Here is a 19,027-nt window from a genome sequence, read left to right as displayed (position 1 = left end):
AGCAAAAACCAGCTTTTCTAGCACCCAAACAATACCAGTGACTAAAGTTACAATCACAAGGATGAGTGAAAATGTATTCGCCATTGACTTCCCTTATCTCAAAAATACGAAAGTGAAAGAGCCGAGACCCTTTCACTTATTTTATTATCTAACGTCTTATGACAGACCAGAATCAGAGTGGTTCAACTCTAGTCCTTTCCGACATGAAGAATAGCCAAGAAGGCTTCTTGAGGCAGTTCAACGTTACCGATCTGCTTCATACGTTTCTTACCTTCTTTCTGCTTCTTCAGTAGTTTCTTCTTACGACTCACGTCACCACCGTAACACTTGGCGATAACGTTCTTACGTAGCTGTTTCACTGTCGAACGAGCAATGATGTGGTTACCAATTGCAGCCTGAATCGCAATATCAAACATCTGACGAGGGATAAATTCTTTCATCTTCTCGACAAGCTGACGGCCACGAGTTTGCGACTGATCTTTATGCGTAATCATAGCAAGCGCATCAACGGTATCGCCGTTAAGCAGTACATCAACACGAACCATGTTTGATGCTTCAAAGCGCTGGAAGTTGTAATCCAGTGATGCGTAACCACGCGAAGTTGACTTCAAGCGGTCAAAGAAATCAAGAACCACTTCAGCCATTGGGATATCGTAAGTCACAGCAACTTGGTTACCGTGGTAAACCATATCAACCTGAACACCACGCTTCTCAACACATAGGGTAATGACGTTACCTAAGTATTCTGAAGGTACCAGGATATTACAACGCGCAATCGGCTCACGAATCTCTTCAATATCATTCACCGCAGGAAGCTTCGCTGGGCTATCAACGTAGAGTAAGTTTCCGTTAGTCTCTTCGACTTCGTAAACTACCGTTGGCGCTGTTGTGATAAGGTCCAAATCGTACTCACGCTCTAGACGCTCTTGAATGATCTCCATGTGTAGCATACCAAGGAAGCCACAGCGGAAACCAAAGCCTAATGCAGCTGAGTTCTCTGGTTCATAAAATAATGAGGCATCGTTAAGGCTTAGCTTGCCTAATGCATCACGGAAGTTTTCGTAGTCATCAGAAGATACTGGGAACAGACCTGCGTACACCTGAGGTTTTACTTTCTTAAAACCCGGTAGCGCTTCTTCACAACCGTGTTTCGCTAGTGTTAGCGTATCACCTACAGGTGCACCTAGGATGTCTTTGATACCACAAACAACCCAACCTACTTCACCAGTGCGTAGAATGTCAGTATCAACTTGCTTCGGTGTGAAGATACCAAGACGGTCAACACCCCAAACCTGACCTGTGCTCATTACCTTGATCTTGTCATTCTTCTTCAGTTCGCCGTTTTTAATACGAACCAAAGAGACAACGCCAAGGTAGTTGTCGAACCAAGAGTCAATGATCAGTGCTTGTAGTGGTCCTTCAGGATCACCTTCTGGAGCAGGAATTGCAGAGACAATGTTTTCTAGTACATCATCCACACCAATGCCCGTTTTCGCACTACAACGAGTCGCTTCCATCGCATCGATACCCACGATTTCTTCGATCTCTTCTGCCACACGCTCTGGATCTGCCGCTGGAAGGTCAATCTTGTTTAGGATTGGCACAACCTCAAGATCCATTTCGATTGCGGTGTAACAGTTAGCAAGAGTTTGCGCCTCTACCCCCTGACCGGCATCGACAACTAGCAGAGCACCTTCACACGCAGCAAGCGAGCGTGATACTTCGTATGCAAAGTCAACGTGTCCAGGAGTATCGATGAAGTTTAACTGATAAGTTTCACCGTCTTTTGCCGTGTAGTTCAGTGTCACACTCTGAGATTTGATAGTGATACCACGTTCACGCTCTAGATCCATGGAGTCCAGAACCTGCGCTGCCATTTCACGGTCGCTTAAGCCACCACAAACTTGAATTAGACGGTCAGATAGGGTCGACTTACCATGGTCGATGTGGGCGATAATCGAAAAGTTACGAATGTGCTTCATGATTTGGGGTGACTAAACTCTTATAAATTAGGGACAATAGATACCCGTAGCCGCTTTGCCCGGGTATAGAAAAGCCGTCGTTTGACGGCATTTCAATCAAGTTGGCAGATTCTACCCAATTTCTGAGCTCTGCGCACTAGCTAATTGGCTCCCCTAGCACCCTAAGCAACTTAACCTGCTGAGAGGAGTCAGATTCAAGATTTGCTGCGATTCTTTTCGCCAGAATAATTCCCGCAAAAGTACACAGTGCTGACGCGAGAATAACAATACCTTCTCCACCAGCGAATAAAGGGGCAAACAACCACTGGCCAACAGCCGCACCCAAGATTAAGGAAAACAGTGGAATCAGATACACCACCGCAGCCGACTGCAATAGGCTCTTTTCAGGTAAGCCAATTTCAACGACTTGACCGGCTTTAACCACTTTATCCGTGAGCAATTGCCAATGGAGAGACTTATTACCAACGGCCTTAGATACGATCCCCGTGCCACAGCTTTTTTGTGACGAGCAACTACTACAACTGGTTTGCTGTTCACAACTAAGCTCAACAGCAAACCCTTTTGCAGTCGCTTTCACTTCAGAAACGGTGGCAAGAGCGGTCATCATGGTGTTGAAACCTCAGGTTGAGAAAGTACCACAGATTGGGCAATCCGCTTCGCTGTCGCTGGAGGAATATCGCCAATCACCGAAATTTCAAGCTTACCATGGACCAAGCTGTGTAAGGTTCGTCGGCCTTGGCGAACTAACTGACCTTTCAAGGATAAGTTATCGCTGTCTGCAACATACACTGAAAAATTGAATAAACCATCACTGTACATCTGGCTCTCGACCATGCGATCGGTATTTACCATACGATAGCGGTTAAGCTCTTTTGGTTCGAAGCCGTTAGGGATCCAGTTTACTTGCCAGAATGATTGTTTAACCTGACCTTTAGGTAACGATAATACCTCTGGTAGCTTAACGTCATTCAAGCCACCTAAGATGGCTCCAATCTGATCATTCACGCTATAAGCTATGGTGCGATATTGCTCTAGCACTTCTCCGTCACGGTCTAATAGATCAGCACGTAACGGCAACTTGCTTTTTTCATCGACCCATAAAACATAGGAATAGCGTAATCCGTCTTTAGGAACCACACGCAGCACCTGACAGGCAGCTCCAGCTTCTCGCGCGCGTCCAACCTGAATAAAATCATAGAACTCACTGAGCTCGTCAACATCGTTATTCAACAAAGGGATGGTCGGTGCAACCATGCTCGAGGATTCAATGGTGAACGGCTCCACTCCGGGCTCGATGTAGCTGACTTCTCCGCCACGTCGAATGACTTCTCGTACTGGACCGCTTAGGTATACAAGGTGTGCAAGTTGTTGGTCGTCAAGTCGAGCATGGCGATACAACAAGGGTTCGATGCTGTTTTTCTTGATTAGAATATAAGACAGCTCGTAATTGAGATGCTGACTTGCTTCGTTCATTTGATGCAACAAAGCCTCTGCAGAAGTTTGCTCTGCAAAGGCTGGGGTTGTATTCAAACTGAACAGTGTCAGCACACTGAACAGAAATTTTCTCATTCAACTACCGTTTCTGGAAGACCACTTTCTACATTCTCACTGTTTAAGCGTAGTTGCAGTTCGTAATCTTGTAACATCGCATTAATACGATGACGTTGCTCCTGAATATCAGCTTGGCTAGCTGGATTTGGTTTTTCAACCGATGAGCGAGTCAAACTTACCGGCTCTGCGCTTCCAGCAAATGGAATCGTCTGCAAAACAGGAAGCTGGTCCGCTTGAGGTGCTGCGGGATCGCTACCACCGTACTGTTGAACACCTAAGATAACCGCTAGCGATACACATGCGGCTACAGCGACTTGACCAAATTGGCTCAGCCAAGCAGGTAACTGGCGACGAGCTTGTTGTGGTGTGGGTTGCGACTCATCAACGCGATGTTCGTCCATTTCCACAACTGTGCTTGTTGCTGTATAGGTAGAATGCGCTGGTTCATTTTCGAGCGCTAGAGCGACACTTTCAGCGATATTCCACTCCGGTTTTTCCGGTGCGTCACCACGCATTACATCTCCAATGAGATGGTAATTTTTCCAGGTTTGCAGGCTATCTTGGTCGTGCTCCATATCGGAAATTAGAGCTTTATCGACCAACTCTCCATCCATGAGTGCTGAAAGCTTCTCTTTATCAGCCATTATTTTCACCGTTACTGTTACTGGTATTAGCGTTGCAGAAGAGGTTGAATTTTCTTTTCAACCGCTTCACGAGCTCGGAAGATACGCGAACGTACCGTTCCAACAGGGCAATCCATCACCGCCGCAATTTCTTCATAACTTAAGCCATCTAGCTCTCGCAGCGTCATTGCGGTCTTTAAATCATCTGGAAGTGCTTCAATTGCACTGAAAACTACTTGTTTCAATTCTTTGGACAACGTTAGGTTCTCAGGGTTCGAAATTTCTTTCAGTGCACTTCCAGTTTCGTAATATTCAGCTTCTTCAGTATCTACATCTTGTGCTGGCGGTCTGCGACCTTGAGCGACGATGTAGTTTTTAGCAGTATTAACTGCGATTCGATATAACCAAGTATAAAAGGCACTTTCGCCCCGAAAACTAGGAATGGCTCGATACGCCTTAATAAATGCTTCTTGTGCTACGTCTGGCACGTCACCAGGGTTATTGACGTAGCGGGAAATAAGATTACAAACCTTATTTTGGTATCTCATCACCAACAGGTTGAAAGCTTGCTTATCCCCATTCTGAACTCGCTCAATTAAAACTTGATCGGTCAGCTGCTCGTTCATTCGAGCGGGTACTCCTATTGTTTTTCGCTCTTATCCTCGCAGATATGAGCTTTAATTATGCAAAATGTAGTCTTGACACCACTGCTTACTAGAGCACTATTGTGACCTAACAAAAATTATAAAGTTCAAACTTTCTTGAAACTAATTTTAGTGCAAGTGATGAAGCTAAGGCCGGGTTAACCGAATTGTGGAGACGACAGGTCATAAATGCAATGCCATTTACAAACTATTGCATGGCTATGACAGACGTTATACCACTTCGGACAAGGGTTACTTGGCCAAGAGCAAATGATACCATAGTAAATTGACTCCGATTTTCAGAGTCACTTTTGCAATTATTGATTTATTGAGAGCGGGAAAGCTCTTTGTTCACTATTTCGTTTAGATAGCAGGAAGTCAGCGAGATGGTAGAACACTTTAACTCGGGAATTTAAAAGTTTTATGAACGCAAACCGTGAACATCAATGTGATGTATTAGTGGTAGGTAGTGGCGCAGCCGGTCTATCCTTGGCGTTACGTGTAGCAAAACATGGCAAAGTCATCGTCCTTAGTAAGGGCCCGCGTAGTGAAGGGGCGACTTACTATGCGCAGGGGGGGATCGCAGCAGTATTCGATGAAGCCGATAGCATTGAATCGCACGTCCAAGATACATTAATCGCAGGTGGCGGCATCTGTGAAAAAGAATCTGTCGAGTTTATCGCCAAGAATGCAAAAGAATGCGTTCAATGGCTGATTGATGGTGGCGTTCCATTTGACCGCGAAGAGGATGACAGTGATGACGCACCACGTTATCACCTGACTCGTGAAGGGGGTCATAGCCATCGTCGCATTTTGCACGCCGCCGATGCAACAGGCATGGCGATGCAAACCTCGCTGCAGGACAACGTCAATAATCACCCAAACATCACGGTTTTAGAGCGCCATAATGCGCTGGACTTAATTACCGAAGACAAGGTGGGCGGTGACGCGAAAAAAATTGTCGGTGCCTACATCTGGAACCGTAATCAAGAGCACGTCGAAACAGTACGCGCTAAATTTGTGGTGCTCGCTACAGGTGGTGCATCTAAAGTGTATCAATACACCTCAAACCCAGATGTATCCTCAGGTGATGGTATTGCAATGGCTTGGCGCGCTGGCTGCCGAGTGGCAAACCTGGAGTTCAATCAATTTCATCCTACGTGTCTATATCACCCGGAGGCACGAAACTTCCTGCTTACTGAAGCGCTGCGTGGCGAAGGTGCCTATTTACGCCGTCCTGATGGTTCTCGCTTTATGCCTGATTTCGACGAGCGTGAAGAGCTTGCTCCGCGTGATGTCGTTGCGCGAGCGATCGACTTTGAAATGAAGCGTCTCGGTGCCGACTGCATGTACTTAGATATCAGTCACAAGCCAGCAGATTTCATTGAAAAACATTTCCCGACGATCAACTCCCGCTTGCTTGATCTCGGTATTGATATGACCAAAGAGCCTATCCCGGTGGTGCCCGCCGCTCACTATACGTGTGGTGGTGTCATGGTCAATTTCCAAGGTGAAACCGACCTCGCCCAGCTCTATGCGATAGGTGAAGTAAGCTATACCGGGCTGCACGGAGCCAATCGCATGGCTTCGAACTCTCTTTTAGAGTGCGTGGTATACGCATGGTCTGCAGCCAATGACATCCTTAGCAAACTAGAGGGTGCCGAGCTTCCACCAAGCTTACCAGCATGGGATGAAAGCCAAGTAAGTTGTTCAGATGAAGAAGTCGTAATTCAGCATAACTGGCATGAGCTGCGACTATTTATGTGGGATTACATGGGAATCGTGCGTACTGATAAGCGGCTGGAGCGAGCGCTGCGCCGTATTCAGTTATTGCAACAAGAGACGCACGAGTACTACAGTAACTTTAAAGTTTCCAATAACCTGCTTGAACTGCGCAATCTATTGCAAGTGGCTGAACTCATGGTTCGATGTGCCATGGAGCGTAAAGAGAGCCGCGGTTTGCACTACACGCTCGATTACCCTAATCAAGCGCCAGACAGTAGCCCAACTATCTTGGAACCAGAAAAGCTGCAATAACCGATGAAAAAAGGGGCCTAAGGCTCCTTTTTTAGTTGCACAAGTAAGTGCCGGTAGCTTGCTTCATCGAGGCTATCACGCCAAAGCACCAAACGCTGGCCATTACCAACAATCAACAACAATGCCACAGAGTCCACGCTAAAAATCACTTTGCGAAGCTTACAAACCGATTGGTTGTATTCCAGCGTTTGACTTGATTTCAGAACAATCTCGCCGTTCATCGCTTCGACCAAAAAACCATGGCGAAAAAACAGATTCACAACAAAGGCGAGCAGCAAGGCACTCGGAGTAAGCGGAATAGTTGAAAGGATAATAATCAAACAGGCCAATACCAAGATTAAGATATTGACCTGTTTAGCTAATAAGGATGGACCAGAGTAAAACCTAACGGACTTTACTGAGGTTATGGGCGACAATTTTATCCACCATTGAGGCATGTCCAAGATTTTCACTGCGTCCGTGGCCCATGATCCAAGTAAACAAATCAGGGTCATCACACTCGAGCAAAGAGACAAAATCTCGTTGTTCATTGTCACTCAACGACTCAAAACATTCCTCAAAAAAGGGCATGATAACAACGTCGAGTTCTAGCATTCCTCGGCGACAGCCCCATTTAATACGCGCTTTTTCTTCCGCGGTGTACATTCTACTTCCTCACCTTTTCGGTTGTTTTGCCCGAGTGTACCAAGCAAACCTAAATACAACCATTAGGTCAGTCACACTCCCGGGCTAGCTAAGCATAAATAAGACTAAGTTTTTGATGACTTGCAGTCGAGCTGTGAGCAACGCCTATAGTCTTACAACACCAAAGGTTGTTTCTGTGACCTATTCGGATTTAACATAGTCACATTGTATGAACCGTAGGTACCTAACATGGAATGGCAAAACGCATTTGCACCGCTTTCTCTTTCAACTCAAGACCCTTTACCTGAGCTTGCTTTAGCTCATCTAACGTCTTGGGGAGCAATCAATATGGTTGGTCAAGATAAGAAGTCTTATCTGCAAGGGCAAGTGACTTGTGATGTCGTGACGTTAGCTGAAGATCAATCGACCTTTGGCGCTCACTGTGATGCGAAAGGAAAAGTTTGGAGTGCATTTCGTCTGTTTCACCACAATGATGGCTACGCAATGCTACAACCGAAATCTGCCATTGATGCAGAGCTAGTTGAGCTAAAGAAATACGCGATTTTCTCAAAAGTAGAGATCACTCAAAGCCAAGATATTGTGCTGGGACTGGTAGGCCAAAATGCGATTCAGTTCATCGACACTATTACAGAAAGCCGTGGCGATGTGCGTCCATTCCCAGGTGGTACGGCCGTAATGGTTGATCAACAGCGCTGGCTACTGATGCTATCAGAAGAATCAGCCCAGCAACTTTGCAGCTCTATTAGTGCCCCCTTGGTTGATGAAGCCTTATGGACTCGATTAGATATTGAAGCAGCGCTCCCAGTACTAGGGGCAGAGCAGCAAACTGAACACATTCCTCAAGCTTTAAACCTACAGGCGATTGGTGGCATCAGCTTTACTAAGGGCTGCTACACAGGCCAAGAAACGGTTGCGCGCGCGAAATATCGCGGTATCAACAAGCGCGCAATGTACATGGTCAAAGGCTCGATATCGACCGACATTCAGCTCGGCGAAGAGATTGAGCGTGCTGTGGGAGAAAACTGGCGCAGTGCTGGTACCCTACTAACCCATTATCAATTTGCTGACGGACAAGCCATTGGCCTAGTTGTTCTGCCTAATAACCTAGAAGCGGACACACCATTGCGCCTGAAATCACAGCCTGAGAACATTTGGTCAATCGAAGCACTTCCATACTCTCTTAACGACGATGAATGAGCTTGAAACTAAGGTCACGAAGTACCTAGAGCAGCAGCAAGTGAACTATCGCTTGCTGCCGCATCAGACCCCAGCGGTCACCATTGAAGATGCGGCTCAGCAGCGTGGTGTGCGCCCCAGTCAAATGGTCAAGTCAATCGTCCTGCGTGATATGGGCAATTTGTATGCTCTAGCCTGTGCCCCTGGGGATCGCTCTGTCGACCCTAAAAAAGTACGCGCTTTACTCAACTGTCGAAGGATGACTTGCGTTGACTTAGCTGACGTTGCGACATTAACTGGCTACCAGATTGGTACCGTCACCCCTCTGTTGCTCAGCACCCCTATGACGATCATTTTTGATCACTCAATTATGCAAGAAGAGATCCTAACCATCAGTAGTGGATCAAACATGGCTGGTATAGCTCTCAATCGAGATGATCTTATTCAGCTTTGTCAGCCAACCTTTGCCAACATCTGCCGATAGAGTTTGCACTTTAGTTATCACTAACGCTTACTCGTTTCATTGCAAAGTGACATAAATCACAATTAATAGCCAATAACAATTAAATTTTTATTCATTTATAAAGCATATGTAGTCAAAGATATGTTTTTGCATTATGCTGACTTCGTTGGTTAAAGTTCAAGCAAGAAAGTCATCTTGCTTAGATGAGATTTAGAGTTAACTTAGGTTTTCTCTGGGTCGAAATCCTTCTCCAACTAAAAAGTGAATCCACTGATTGTTTCAGGACATCCACTTTTTGTGTAATGCATCTGTGACTATTCGCCCGCATAAGCGGGCTTTTTTTATGCAAAATAATTTACCTAAGTTTTGCGCATCTTCAAAAACTTCAACTATTCTTAAATCTGTCATATTGCTCTGGCTTAATAAGCGCTAACTTGAGCTTGGGTGAAGTTCCTATAACAAAACATAATTGAGGTCACAATCACACTAAATTGGATAACTCTCTAGATTTTTGTCTGTATCAGCACAAATATCCAATTTACTCACCAATACTGCATATTCCTCCACCACTATCACATATTTATAAGGGGGAAATTTGTATAATTCGCAGTGCTTGCTAAACATAAGGATTTATTTATGAGACTGTTTAAGCGCTATACACCAGGTATGATTGCTAAACACGTAAGTCGGCTATTTAAGGGAAGAATCTACATCTACGGGGTTGGAAAATTTGAGTTTGATAACGGTAAACTGCTCCCCCCAGCAAAAGCAGAGAAAAGGCATTTTCAAGCAGTGAAAGAGATTAATGAGGAGATCATGAAGCTTCGCTGTGCATACGCTTAAAAATGCATCTAAAGAATTGAAAAGGGTTGGCAATCGCCAACCCTTTGCTGTTTTAAATCACAGAGCTTTTACTGCGCTGAGCAAGAATAGGTAGGTCTCCTTTTAGACCTAACGCACGCTTCATTATCTCATCCTTGGCTCCTGGTAGTTGACCCACCATCGTCATACCTATACCACGAATCAGCTTTTTCGCAGGGTTTCCGCCGGAGAACAGGTCTTTAAAGCCTTGCATTGCCGCAATCATTTTCGCCGCTTCCGCTTTGCGCCAGCGTTCATAACCGCGCAAATTTCGTTTAGTACCGATATCTTCACCTTGTTGCCACAGAGCAGTAACTTCTTGAGCTAAACCTGCAGCATCTAGTAAACCAAGGTTGACTCCCTGACCCGCGAGTGGATGGATTGTATGGGCAGCATCCCCAACTAACGCCACTCGCTCTACCGCAAAATCACGCGCGTAACGCATCTTGAGGGGGAAAGCGAACCGCTGACCAACGACTTCACACAGGCCTAACCTCGCATCAAACTCAGCTGTCAGCGCTTTATTAAATTCAACATCTGACATAGCCACCAGCTTATCCGCTCTATTCGGTTCGGTTGACCAAACGATAGAGCTCATATTGCTCTCTCCCATTGGCAAGAACGCGAGTGGCCCTTGCGGGGTGAAGGTTTGTCTTGCCACTTTCTGGTGAGCTTCCGCAGTCCAAACATTAGCCACGATAGCACTATGGCCATAATCCCAGTGCGTCAGAGGGATATCTTGTTGCTTTCTAACCCAAGAATTCGCGCCGTCCGCACCCACCACCAGTTTAGCGGTCAATGACTGCCCATTATCAAGTGTCAACCAAGCCTCACTTTCACCAATCGCCATAGATTGGCATTTAGCTGGCATAAACAGTAACACATTTGATTGCTGTTTAACTTGGTCTAACAACGCTAATTGAATCACTCGGTTCTCTACAATATGACCCAGATCAGGCTGCGCGAGCTTCTTCGCATCAAATTCGATCCGCGCAAAGCTATCTTGCTCCCACACTTCCATCGCGGAATATGGTGCACAACGACGCGATTCAATACCTTGCCACGCACCTAGATTACGCAATATGTTTTCACTTGAACGACTCAAAGCGGAAACGCGGACATCAGGTAAATCAGCAAGCTCAGTTTCTGGCTCACGGCTCTCTATTACTGCGACTCTTAACTCGGTATCTTTGAATGCTGCCGCTAACGCGAGTCCAACCATGCCACCACCTACAATGGCAATATCTACGCTTTGCATCATTTGATTGTTTCCTTATACGAGCAGTTATCTCGTCACTAAACCTAATGTTCTCGCCAACAGTGGCGCTTTTAACGGCGGTATGTTGTCCATCATCGCCAACCCAAGGTTGCGTCCAATACGCAAGCTAAGGTAATCATTGGAGAAAATATGAACCAATGAGGATGTTAGGGAAATCGTTGCGTGCCTGTCGGCTTGGCGACGTTGCTTAAACTTACTTAACACTGAATAAGCGCCAGGGTCTTCACTGTGACGGGCAATTTCTTCGGCTAAGCTTGCGACATCACGAATACCTAAATTAAATCCTTGCCCAGCAATAGGGTGCAAGGTTTGTGCAGCATTACCAACAATAGCAAAACGGTGTGAGATATTTTGTTGACGGTAACGAAGCAGCAGAGGGTAACTGGCTCGTTGGCCAACTTTCTCAAGTTTACCTAAGCGCCAGCCAAACATCGTCTGAAGCTCAGAGAGAAATGCTTGCTCATCCAGCGCCATCATAGCTTGCGCATCTTGTGGCTTTAAGCACCAAACCAAGGACATACGGCCTTCACTCATTGGCAGTAAAGCGACTGGCCCACTGGCGGTGAAACGCTCAAACGCTCGCCCTTTATGGGCTTGTTCCGTCGTAACATTAGCAATGACAGCGACCTGGTCAAAGTCATGCTCGCTTAGCTCTAAACCTACTTTTTGACAACAAGTTGAAACGGCTCCGTCAGCAGCCACTAATAATTTGGTCGACAGGGTTTCGCCATTATCAAGCACAACGGTTGCTAAAGCCTGCTCACGCTCTATTTCAACCACTGACGCTGGGCAAAACAGTTGAATATTCTCATCTTGCGTCACGCATTTCTGGTAGATACGACCAACGTCAGCCAACTCGACGACATAACCAAGACTTTCCAAACCAACTTCTTGACTGGAAATATCGACCATTCCCGCGTGAGAACGATCTGATACATGGATCTGGTTTATTGGCGTCGCTACTGGCGCAATATCTGCCCACAACCCTAATTGCTTTAAGATGCTTACCGTTCCATAAGAGAGTGCGATCGATCGCGAATCAAACCCAGGATGAGCGAGATTATCAGCATTAAATGGCTCTACCACCGCTATCGAAAGCGGCTGAGGCGCTCGCTTATTTATCGCAAGTGCGAGGGTCATACCCGCCATCGCACCACCTGCAATCACAACATCAAACTGCTTCATGCCAATACCTGATTAATGAATTGTAGGAGCCTTTTCTTGTACAGGCTTTTGACCAAATTCAGCGTGAATGGTAAGTACACACGCTTTAACATGCTCGATGACCTGTTCTAGCAGCTGAGCTTGCTCTTCCATATCGTCATCTTCATCAATGCCCAGTTTCGAGATTTCCTCTAAATCCATCAGCGCTTCTTTGATGTCCGTTGGTGCTTTTTTCACGTCGGCACCAACCAAACCTAGACCTGAGATAAAGTGATTAACCCATTCCGCCAACCCATCAGCAATATCAAAAAGGCTAGCGCTCGCGTCTTCATCGGGCAGTAAGATCTCCAGATCCATTCCAGAACCAGTGAGCTCCTGAGTGGTAAATTCAAGCGTAGCTTCCGCCAGTTTCAATACTTGCATCGGCCACCCCATACCATCATTGGTATAATCGAACACCAGAGGTTGCCAGCTGTTATCAGTTAAACTTAAACCACCACTTAACATACCTGTTAACAGACCATGTAATTCGGCTGGGTTTACTGCAATACCAGAAGATTGCAATTCACTCGCTAAAGTTAAGTAATCAGGAAGTTGCTTGTTACTCATCAAGAGACCTACAATTTTGCAAATAATGGTAATCCTACCACTTACCATTGCGAGCGGAAATGAACGATTCAGCAATAGTGGATAGCTTTTACACAATTTGTCCAATTACTGTGTCATTACCGCAGAGTTGTTTGCGAAAGGCTTGAATCTTAACAATGCTTTTCCTATAGTTTCCCCCTCGGTGACAAACTGCAGAGTCACCCCAAGTAGCGTGCAGAGTTGATATGAGTAATCAAGCAGTTGAAGTAGAAATTTTAGGTCGAGTAACTCGTGTAAATTGTCCAGCTGGGCAAGAAGAGTCTTTGATTAAGGCGGCGAAACGACTGGATGACAACCTGCAAGAGATGGCTGGTAAAACCAAGATCACCAACGAAGTTCAATTACTGACATTTGTTGCGCTGAATTTCTGTCACGAATTGGAAAGCCGTGATAGTGTTAAACAAGAGCAGCAAAGCGAATTAACTGAGCGCATGGAATTGCTCAGCGCATCGTTAAGCGATGCATTAAGTAAAGTAAAGCCAGGACAGCAATAGCCTTTACCACCAAAACAAGAATTTACCCTGGAGTGTGCGTTAGGGGATTACGTCCCTGAGCCGATAAGCAATACCAAAGGGTTAGTACTTGGTTGCTATTGAGCAAGCTCGGCATGTACCGAGAAGCCTACGGTAGCCATTGCTGATCCGCCCTGAACCAGCTGGTTCATGGGTCAAACATCTCCAACGGCACTCTGGGGTATCCTCCTTGATACCCAGACACATGGGTATTTCAAATGACACTTTCTCGTCAAGCAATCCGCAAGCAAATTAGAGCAACTCGTAATCAACTAAGCAGCGATGTACAGCACATTGCAGGCCTTGATCTCGTGCGTCAATTCTCTTCACTGCCTGAAATAGCCTCAGCTCAACACATTGCCCTCTACCTCACTGCCGACGGTGAGATTGAGACAATGCCACTTATCGAATGGCTATGGCAACAAGGTAAAAAAGTCTACTTGCCTGTTATCCACCCTTTCTCTAAAGGGCATCTGTTGTTTCTACGCTACTCTCCATCGACCCCGATGGTGCTCAATCGCTATTCCATTGCAGAACCAAAACTCGATCAAACCCAAATTCACCCGATTAGCCAACTCGATATTATCTGTACTCCCTTGGTGGCTTTTGATGCATCAGGCCAGCGCTTGGGCATGGGCGGTGGATACTATGATCGAACTCTGTCTTCATGGTTTCTACGAGGTCAAGGACCAAAACCAATAGGCCTAGCCCATGACTGCCAGCAAGTGGCTCAACTCCCAACAGAGGCATGGGATGTACCGCTACCTAAAATAGTGACGCCAAGCCAGATCTGGGATTGGGAATAAAATGCGATAGAAGATATAATCGCGCCGCAATCCACCGAATTTAACCTCACTAGGAGATGGGCATGACTCAAGATGAAATGAAAAAAGAAGCTGGTTGGGCAGCACTAAAGTATGTTGAAAAAGGCAGCATTGTTGGTGTCGGTACTGGTTCAACAGTTAATCACTTCATCGACGCTCTAGGCACAATTAAGGACGATATCAAAGGTGCAGTATCCAGTTCTGAAGCTTCAACTGAGAAGCTTAAAGGGTTGGGTATTGAAGTATTTGACAGCAACGAAGTGGCGCTTCTTGACGTGTACGTTGACGGCGCAGACGAGATCAATGCCTCTCGCGAAATGATCAAAGGTGGTGGTGCCGCACTGACTCGTGAAAAGATCGTAGCGGCTATTGCCGACAAGTTTATCTGTATCGTCGATGACACGAAAGCCGTCGACGTGCTTGGCGCTTTCCCACTGCCCGTTGAAGTGATTCCAATGGCGCGCTCTTACGTTGCTCGTGAACTGGTCAAGCTAGGTGGTGATCCTGCCTACCGCGAAGGCGTCGTCACAGACAACGGTAACGTTATCCTAGACGTTCACAACATGGAAATTACTAACCCTAAGCAGCTTGAAGACAAGATCAATGCGATCGCTGGTGTCGTGACGGTTGGCCTGTTTGCTCACCGTGGTGCGGATGTGGTTATTACCGGTACACCGGAAGGTGCGAAAATCGAAGACTAATTGGGTTTCTTTTCGTTATTTCCTTACAAACGGCATCATTCGGTGCCGTTTTTCCTTTTCTCTCTATAAAAATTATCACTTATTCCGTAATTTTCTTACCCAAGCTGTATTTTTTTTGTTAACTTAGTGAGCAGAAGACGCACAAGGAAAACGTTTGCGTCACATATAAGTGCTCATAAAACGTTATTTTTGCCGATGTGCGCCAGTTAAGCCCCAATTTCCCCATTTTAAGGACGAAGATAATGGCCAAAGTCTCACTGGAAAAAGAAAAAATAAAGATCTTACTCCTAGAAGGTCTACACCCATCTTCTGTAGAAGTATTGCAAGCTGCTGGTTACACCAATATTGAGTATCACAAAGGCTCGCTACCAGAAGAAGAACTACTCGAAGCAGTTAAAGATGCGCATTTTATTGGTATTCGTTCCCGTACCAACTTGTCACAAGAAGTCATTAATGCGGCTGAGAAATTGGTTGCGATTGGCTGTTTCTGTATCGGTACTAACCAAGTTAATCTTGACGCGGCGGCAGAGCGCGGTATTCCAGTGTTTAACGCACCATTTTCAAATACACGCAGTGTTGCTGAGCTGGTATTGGGTCAAATTTTATTACTCCTTCGTGGCATCCCAGAGAAGAATGCCCTAGCCCACCGCGGTATCTGGAAAAAAAGTGCCGATAGCTCCAATGAGGCACGTGGTAAACGTCTTGGTATTATCGGTTACGGCCATATCGGTACTCAGTTGGGTATTATTGCTGAAAACTTAGGTATGCGTGTCTACTTCTATGATATTGAAAATAAACTGTCACTAGGCAACGCAACTCAAGTACATACAATGAGTGAATTACTCAACAAATGTGATGTTATCTCTCTTCACGTACCTGAAACACCTGAAACCAAGAATATGATGGGCGCAGAAGAGTTCGCACGCATGAAACCAGGTGCGATTTTCATCAACGCGGCGCGTGGTACTGTGGTTGATATCGAAGCCTTGTGTCACTCGCTTGAAGCTGGTCACCTCTCTGGTGCCGCCATTGACGTATTCCCTGTTGAACCTAAGACCAATGCGGATCCGTTTGAGTCTCCGCTACAGAAATTCGACAATGTAATTTTGACGCCTCACGTTGGTGGTTCAACTCAAGAAGCACAAGAAAACATTGGCGTTGAAGTGGCAGGTAAATTGGCGAAATACTCCGACAATGGTTCAACCTTATCGAGCGTCAACTTCCCTGAAGTATCATTGCCTGAGCACCGTGATTGCTCACGTCTACTGCACATTCACAAAAACCGTCCAGGTATCCTAACGCAAATTAACACCATCTTCGCTGAAGAAGGCATTAACATCGCGGGTCAATACTTACAGACAGCAGCAGACATCGGCTATGTGGTTATCGATGTGGAATCAGGCCGCTCCGAAGAAGCACTCGCTAAGCTGAAGAAAATTGAAGGCACCATTCGTGCCCGTATACTTCACTAATCCTGTCATCCAGAGACAAAAAACCACCGCTGAGCGGTGGTTTTTTATTGCTATTAATTCAGATTCATTAAGGCTTTAGAGCACGCTCTCCGCGGGCAATACCAACGACACCACTGCGCGCAACTTCTATCACTTCTGTCACCTCAGAAATCGCCTGAATGAACGCGTCAAGTTTCTCACTCGTTCCAGCCAGCTGAACCGTATATTGAGAAGACGTCACATCGACGATTTGGCCACGGAATATGTCTGCGGTCCGTTTAACCTCGGCTCGAGCAAAACCACTGGCCTTAACTTTGACCATCATCAGCTCACGCTCTATATGCTCAAGCTCTGACACTTCTTGCACTTTAAGCACATCAATGAGCTTATTAAGTTGTTTTTGAATCTGCTCTAGCTTCATTTCGTCTGAAATCGTTGTGATATTCAAACGCGACAAAGTCTCATCATCCGTTGGCGAGACTGTTAATGACTCGATGTTGTAGCCACGCTGAGAAAACAAGCCGACAACACGAGACAGGGCACCAGGTTGGTTTTCCATTAAAAGCGAAATAATGTGTCTCATCTTAGGTTCTCTCCGTCTTGCTTAACCACATCTTATCCATACCCTCGCCTTTGATCTGCATAGGGTATACGTGCTCAGTTTCATCAACGTTAATGTCTACAAATACAAGGCGATCTTTCATTTCAAGCGCTTGCTTTAAACCGGACTCAAGTTGATCGACAGTTTCAATACGAATACCTACGTGACCGTAAGCTTCCGCAATGGCGGCGAAATCCGGGACTGAGCTCATGTAAGAATTAGAGTGACGACCTTGGTAAATAATGTCTTGCCATTGCTTAACCATACCAAGGAAACGGTTGTTCAAATTGATGATCTTAACAGGGATATCGTACTGCATTGCGGTCGACAATTCCTGAATGTTCATTTGAATACTGCCATCCCCCGTAACAACAACCACTTCTTCATCTGGCTTGGCAAACTTCACACCCATACCAGCTGGCAAGCCAAAGCCCATCGTGCCTAAACCACCAGAGTTGATCCAGCGACGAGGTTTGTTGAATGGGTAGTAAAGCGCGGCGAACATTTGATGCTGACCAACGTCAGACGCAACGTAAGCATCACCATTAGTGAGCTTGTGTAAGGTTTGAATGACTTGCTGCGGCTTAATGCGTTCTGGAGAAGTTTCAAATGCTAAGCTATCGCGATCGCGCCATACTTGAATATCATCCCACCAGCTTTGGATTGCTTCAGCATCATTAACACCGCCTTGCTCTTCCAGCAGCTTAAGCATGCTCTCGAGTACTTTTTCCGCAGATCCTACAATCGGCAGATCCGCTTTAACGTTCTTAGAGATCGAAGAAGGATCGATATCAATATGCATTACTTTGGCATTAGGGCAGTATTTTTCTAAATTATTGGTAGTACGGTCATCAAAGCGTACACCGACACCAAAAATAAGATCAGCATTGTGCATCGCCATATTGGCTTCATAAGCACCATGCATACCGAGCATTCCTAATGAATTTTTATGAGTACCTGGAAAAGCACCAAGCCCCATCAGGGTACTCACGACTGGTAAGTTGAGCGCTTCAGCTAACTTGAGTAACTGTGTGTCAGCTTCTGAGATAACCGCGCCACCACCAACATACAATACCGGCTTTTTCGCTTCTAGCAGCGCTTTAAGGCCTTTCTTAATTTGACCTTTATGGCCTGTCGTTGTTGGTTTGTATGAACGCATCGAAATGCTTTCAGGGTACTCGTATGGCAGTTTGATTTGCGGGTTCATCACGTCTTTTGGTAAATCAATCACGACGGGACCAGGACGACCTGTCGTCGCAATATAAAACGCTTTCTTCACCGTTTCAGGAATGTCTTCTGCTCTTTTCACTAAGAAACTGTGTTTCACTACAGGGCGCGATACACCCACAATGTCACACTCTTGGAAAGCATCATTACCAATCAAGCTGTTTGGAACGTTACCTGAAATCACGATCATTGGAATTGAGTCCATATATGCAGTTGCAATCCCTGTGATGGTATTGGTTGCACCCGGACCTGAACATACTAGCACGACACCTGGTTTTCCAGTTGCACGAGCATAGCCATCAGCCATATGAGTTGCTGCTTGTTCGTGGCGAACAAGTACGTGTTTGATTTGATCGTCTTTCGCGTGAAGTGCATCGTAGATATCAAGAACGGAGCCACCAGGGTAGCCGAAGATTTGCTCTACACTTTCTTCGATCAGAGATTGAACCACCATCTCTGCACCGGACAACATTGCTGCCATATTTTTCTCCTTACCAGTTCTCCAATTAATAAGGTCAACTAATTGGGCTGGTTTTGCATAGTCTAGGTCTTATTCGTAGCCTAATTCGAAATACTTCCACTTTTTCGGCTATGTCTTGCTGTTCGATAACAAAAAGCAAGCTAACGCAACAAATGTA

The 19,027-nt window shown here is 45.8% G+C and carries 20 protein-coding genes and 1 other RNA gene; 9 read left to right on the top strand and 12 right to left on the bottom strand.

Annotated elements, in window-relative coordinates:
- Positions 1 to 188: 188 nt before the first annotated feature.
- From lepA to rpoE, 5 genes are all read right to left on the bottom strand, one after another.
- Positions 189 to 1,982, bottom strand: coding sequence for a translation elongation factor 4 (lepA, locus tag RH45_RS02620; protein WP_008073496.1), 1,794 nt, complete (start codon positions 1,980 to 1,982; stop codon positions 189 to 191).
- A 136-nt stretch (positions 1,983 to 2,118) separates the two neighbouring features.
- The gene (locus RH45_RS02615) at positions 2,119 to 2,589 is read right to left on the bottom strand and encodes a SoxR reducing system RseC family protein (RefSeq protein ID WP_008073494.1); all 471 of its coding nucleotides are present in this window, start codon (positions 2,587 to 2,589) and stop codon (positions 2,119 to 2,121) included.
- Positions 2,586 to 3,551 (bottom strand): sigma-E factor regulatory protein RseB, encoded by a 966-nt coding sequence (gene rseB / locus RH45_RS02610; protein ID WP_008073492.1) that lies wholly within the window; start codon positions 3,549 to 3,551, stop codon positions 2,586 to 2,588. Before rseB ends, RH45_RS02615 begins: the two co-directional genes overlap by 4 nt.
- A complete protein-coding gene (locus tag RH45_RS02605) occupies positions 3,548 to 4,177 on the bottom strand; it encodes an RseA family anti-sigma factor (RefSeq protein ID WP_008073491.1) in 630 nt (209 codons plus the stop codon). Before RH45_RS02605 ends, rseB begins: the two co-directional genes overlap by 4 nt.
- Positions 4,178 to 4,203: 26 nt before the next feature.
- Positions 4,204 to 4,782: an RNA polymerase sigma factor RpoE gene (gene rpoE, locus RH45_RS02600; RefSeq protein ID WP_008073490.1), complete on the bottom strand. Its 579-nt coding sequence runs from the start codon at positions 4,780 to 4,782 to the stop codon at positions 4,204 to 4,206.
- A gap of 441 nt (positions 4,783 to 5,223) precedes the next feature.
- Here rpoE and nadB point away from each other — a divergent pair, with 441 nt between their 5' ends.
- Complete coding sequence (gene nadB / locus RH45_RS02595) at positions 5,224 to 6,837, top strand: L-aspartate oxidase (RefSeq protein WP_008073489.1); 1,614 nt, start codon at positions 5,224 to 5,226, stop codon at positions 6,835 to 6,837.
- Positions 6,838 to 6,854: 17 nt separating this feature from the next.
- On the opposite strand, the gene RH45_RS23350 is transcribed toward nadB, so the two are convergent.
- Both RH45_RS23350 and RH45_RS02585 read right to left on the bottom strand, forming a co-directional pair.
- Positions 6,855 to 7,274 carry a protein YgfX gene (locus RH45_RS23350; RefSeq protein ID WP_277422218.1) on the bottom strand — a complete coding sequence of 140 codons (420 nt, stop codon included), beginning with the start codon at positions 7,272 to 7,274 and terminating at the stop codon, positions 6,855 to 6,857.
- On the bottom strand, positions 7,222 to 7,482 hold the full coding sequence (locus tag RH45_RS02585; RefSeq protein ID WP_008073487.1) for an FAD assembly factor SdhE: 261 nt from the start codon (positions 7,480 to 7,482) through the stop codon (positions 7,222 to 7,224). The genes RH45_RS23350 and RH45_RS02585 overlap by 53 nt, the downstream gene beginning before the upstream one ends.
- A gap of 228 nt (positions 7,483 to 7,710) precedes the next feature.
- On the opposite strand from RH45_RS02585, the gene ygfZ reads away from it, so the two are divergent.
- The 3 genes from ygfZ to RH45_RS02570 all read left to right on the top strand — a co-directional run bounded on the left by ygfZ (position 7,711) and on the right by RH45_RS02570 (position 9,964).
- Positions 7,711 to 8,679: a tRNA-modifying protein YgfZ gene (gene ygfZ, locus RH45_RS02580; protein WP_008073486.1), complete on the top strand. Its 969-nt coding sequence runs from the start codon at positions 7,711 to 7,713 to the stop codon at positions 8,677 to 8,679.
- Entirely contained in the window at positions 8,672 to 9,142 is a 471-nt protein-coding gene (locus RH45_RS02575) for an aminoacyl-tRNA deacylase (RefSeq protein WP_008073485.1), read from the top strand. The genes ygfZ and RH45_RS02575 overlap by 8 nt, the downstream gene beginning before the upstream one ends.
- A 615-nt stretch (positions 9,143 to 9,757) precedes the next feature.
- Positions 9,758 to 9,964, top strand: a complete 207-nt coding sequence (locus RH45_RS02570) for a DUF1107 domain-containing protein (protein WP_008073484.1) — start codon at positions 9,758 to 9,760, stop codon at positions 9,962 to 9,964.
- 52 nt (positions 9,965 to 10,016) lie between these two features.
- Here RH45_RS02570 and RH45_RS02565 read toward each other — a convergent pair whose 3' ends face one another.
- From RH45_RS02565 to RH45_RS02555, 3 genes are read right to left on the bottom strand one after another with little or no spacing between them, the layout of a single operon-like run.
- Positions 10,017 to 11,243 carry an FAD-dependent 2-octaprenylphenol hydroxylase gene (locus tag RH45_RS02565; RefSeq protein ID WP_008073482.1) on the bottom strand — a complete coding sequence of 409 codons (1,227 nt, stop codon included), beginning with the start codon at positions 11,241 to 11,243 and terminating at the stop codon, positions 10,017 to 10,019.
- 24 nt (positions 11,244 to 11,267) lie between these two features.
- On the bottom strand, positions 11,268 to 12,446 hold the full coding sequence (gene ubiH / locus RH45_RS02560; protein ID WP_008073481.1) for a 2-octaprenyl-6-methoxyphenyl hydroxylase: 1,179 nt from the start codon (positions 12,444 to 12,446) through the stop codon (positions 11,268 to 11,270).
- A 12-nt stretch (positions 12,447 to 12,458) separates the two neighbouring features.
- Positions 12,459 to 13,034, bottom strand: coding sequence for a YecA/YgfB family protein (locus RH45_RS02555; RefSeq protein ID WP_008073479.1), 576 nt, complete (start codon positions 13,032 to 13,034; stop codon positions 12,459 to 12,461).
- A 224-nt stretch (positions 13,035 to 13,258) separates the two neighbouring features.
- Between RH45_RS02555 and RH45_RS02550 the strand changes: the two genes are divergently transcribed.
- From RH45_RS02550 to serA, 5 genes are all read left to right on the top strand, one after another.
- Positions 13,259 to 13,567 (top strand): cell division protein ZapA, encoded by a 309-nt coding sequence (locus RH45_RS02550; protein ID WP_008073477.1) that lies wholly within the window; start codon positions 13,259 to 13,261, stop codon positions 13,565 to 13,567.
- A 21-nt stretch (positions 13,568 to 13,588) separates the two neighbouring features.
- Positions 13,589 to 13,772, top strand: a non-coding RNA gene (ssrS, locus tag RH45_RS22770) — 6S RNA.
- 31 nt (positions 13,773 to 13,803) lie between these two features.
- Positions 13,804 to 14,391, top strand: a complete 588-nt coding sequence (locus RH45_RS02545; protein ID WP_008073475.1) for a 5-formyltetrahydrofolate cyclo-ligase — start codon at positions 13,804 to 13,806, stop codon at positions 14,389 to 14,391.
- 62 nt (positions 14,392 to 14,453) lie between these two features.
- Entirely contained in the window at positions 14,454 to 15,110 is a 657-nt protein-coding gene (gene rpiA, locus RH45_RS02540; RefSeq protein WP_008073473.1) for a ribose-5-phosphate isomerase RpiA, read from the top strand.
- Positions 15,111 to 15,352: 242 nt separating this feature from the next.
- On the top strand, positions 15,353 to 16,582 hold the full coding sequence (gene serA, locus RH45_RS02535; protein ID WP_008073471.1) for a phosphoglycerate dehydrogenase: 1,230 nt from the start codon (positions 15,353 to 15,355) through the stop codon (positions 16,580 to 16,582).
- Between the two features lie 67 nt (positions 16,583 to 16,649).
- Here serA and ilvN read toward each other — a convergent pair whose 3' ends face one another.
- Together ilvN and RH45_RS02525 are read right to left on the bottom strand one after the other, a co-directional pair.
- Positions 16,650 to 17,144 (bottom strand): acetolactate synthase small subunit, encoded by a 495-nt coding sequence (ilvN, locus tag RH45_RS02530; protein ID WP_008073469.1) that lies wholly within the window; start codon positions 17,142 to 17,144, stop codon positions 16,650 to 16,652.
- Between the two features lies 1 nt (position 17,145).
- Entirely contained in the window at positions 17,146 to 18,870 is a 1,725-nt protein-coding gene (locus RH45_RS02525; protein WP_008073467.1) for an acetolactate synthase 3 large subunit, read from the bottom strand.
- Positions 18,871 to 19,027 lie beyond the last annotated feature (157 nt).

It is taken from the genome of Vibrio sinaloensis DSM 21326, assembly GCF_000189275.1.
Lineage (GTDB): Bacteria > Pseudomonadota > Gammaproteobacteria > Enterobacterales > Vibrionaceae > Vibrio > Vibrio sinaloensis.
The sequence above is the reverse complement of the archived record's forward strand: the minus strand, read 5'-3'. Positions and strand labels throughout refer to the sequence as shown.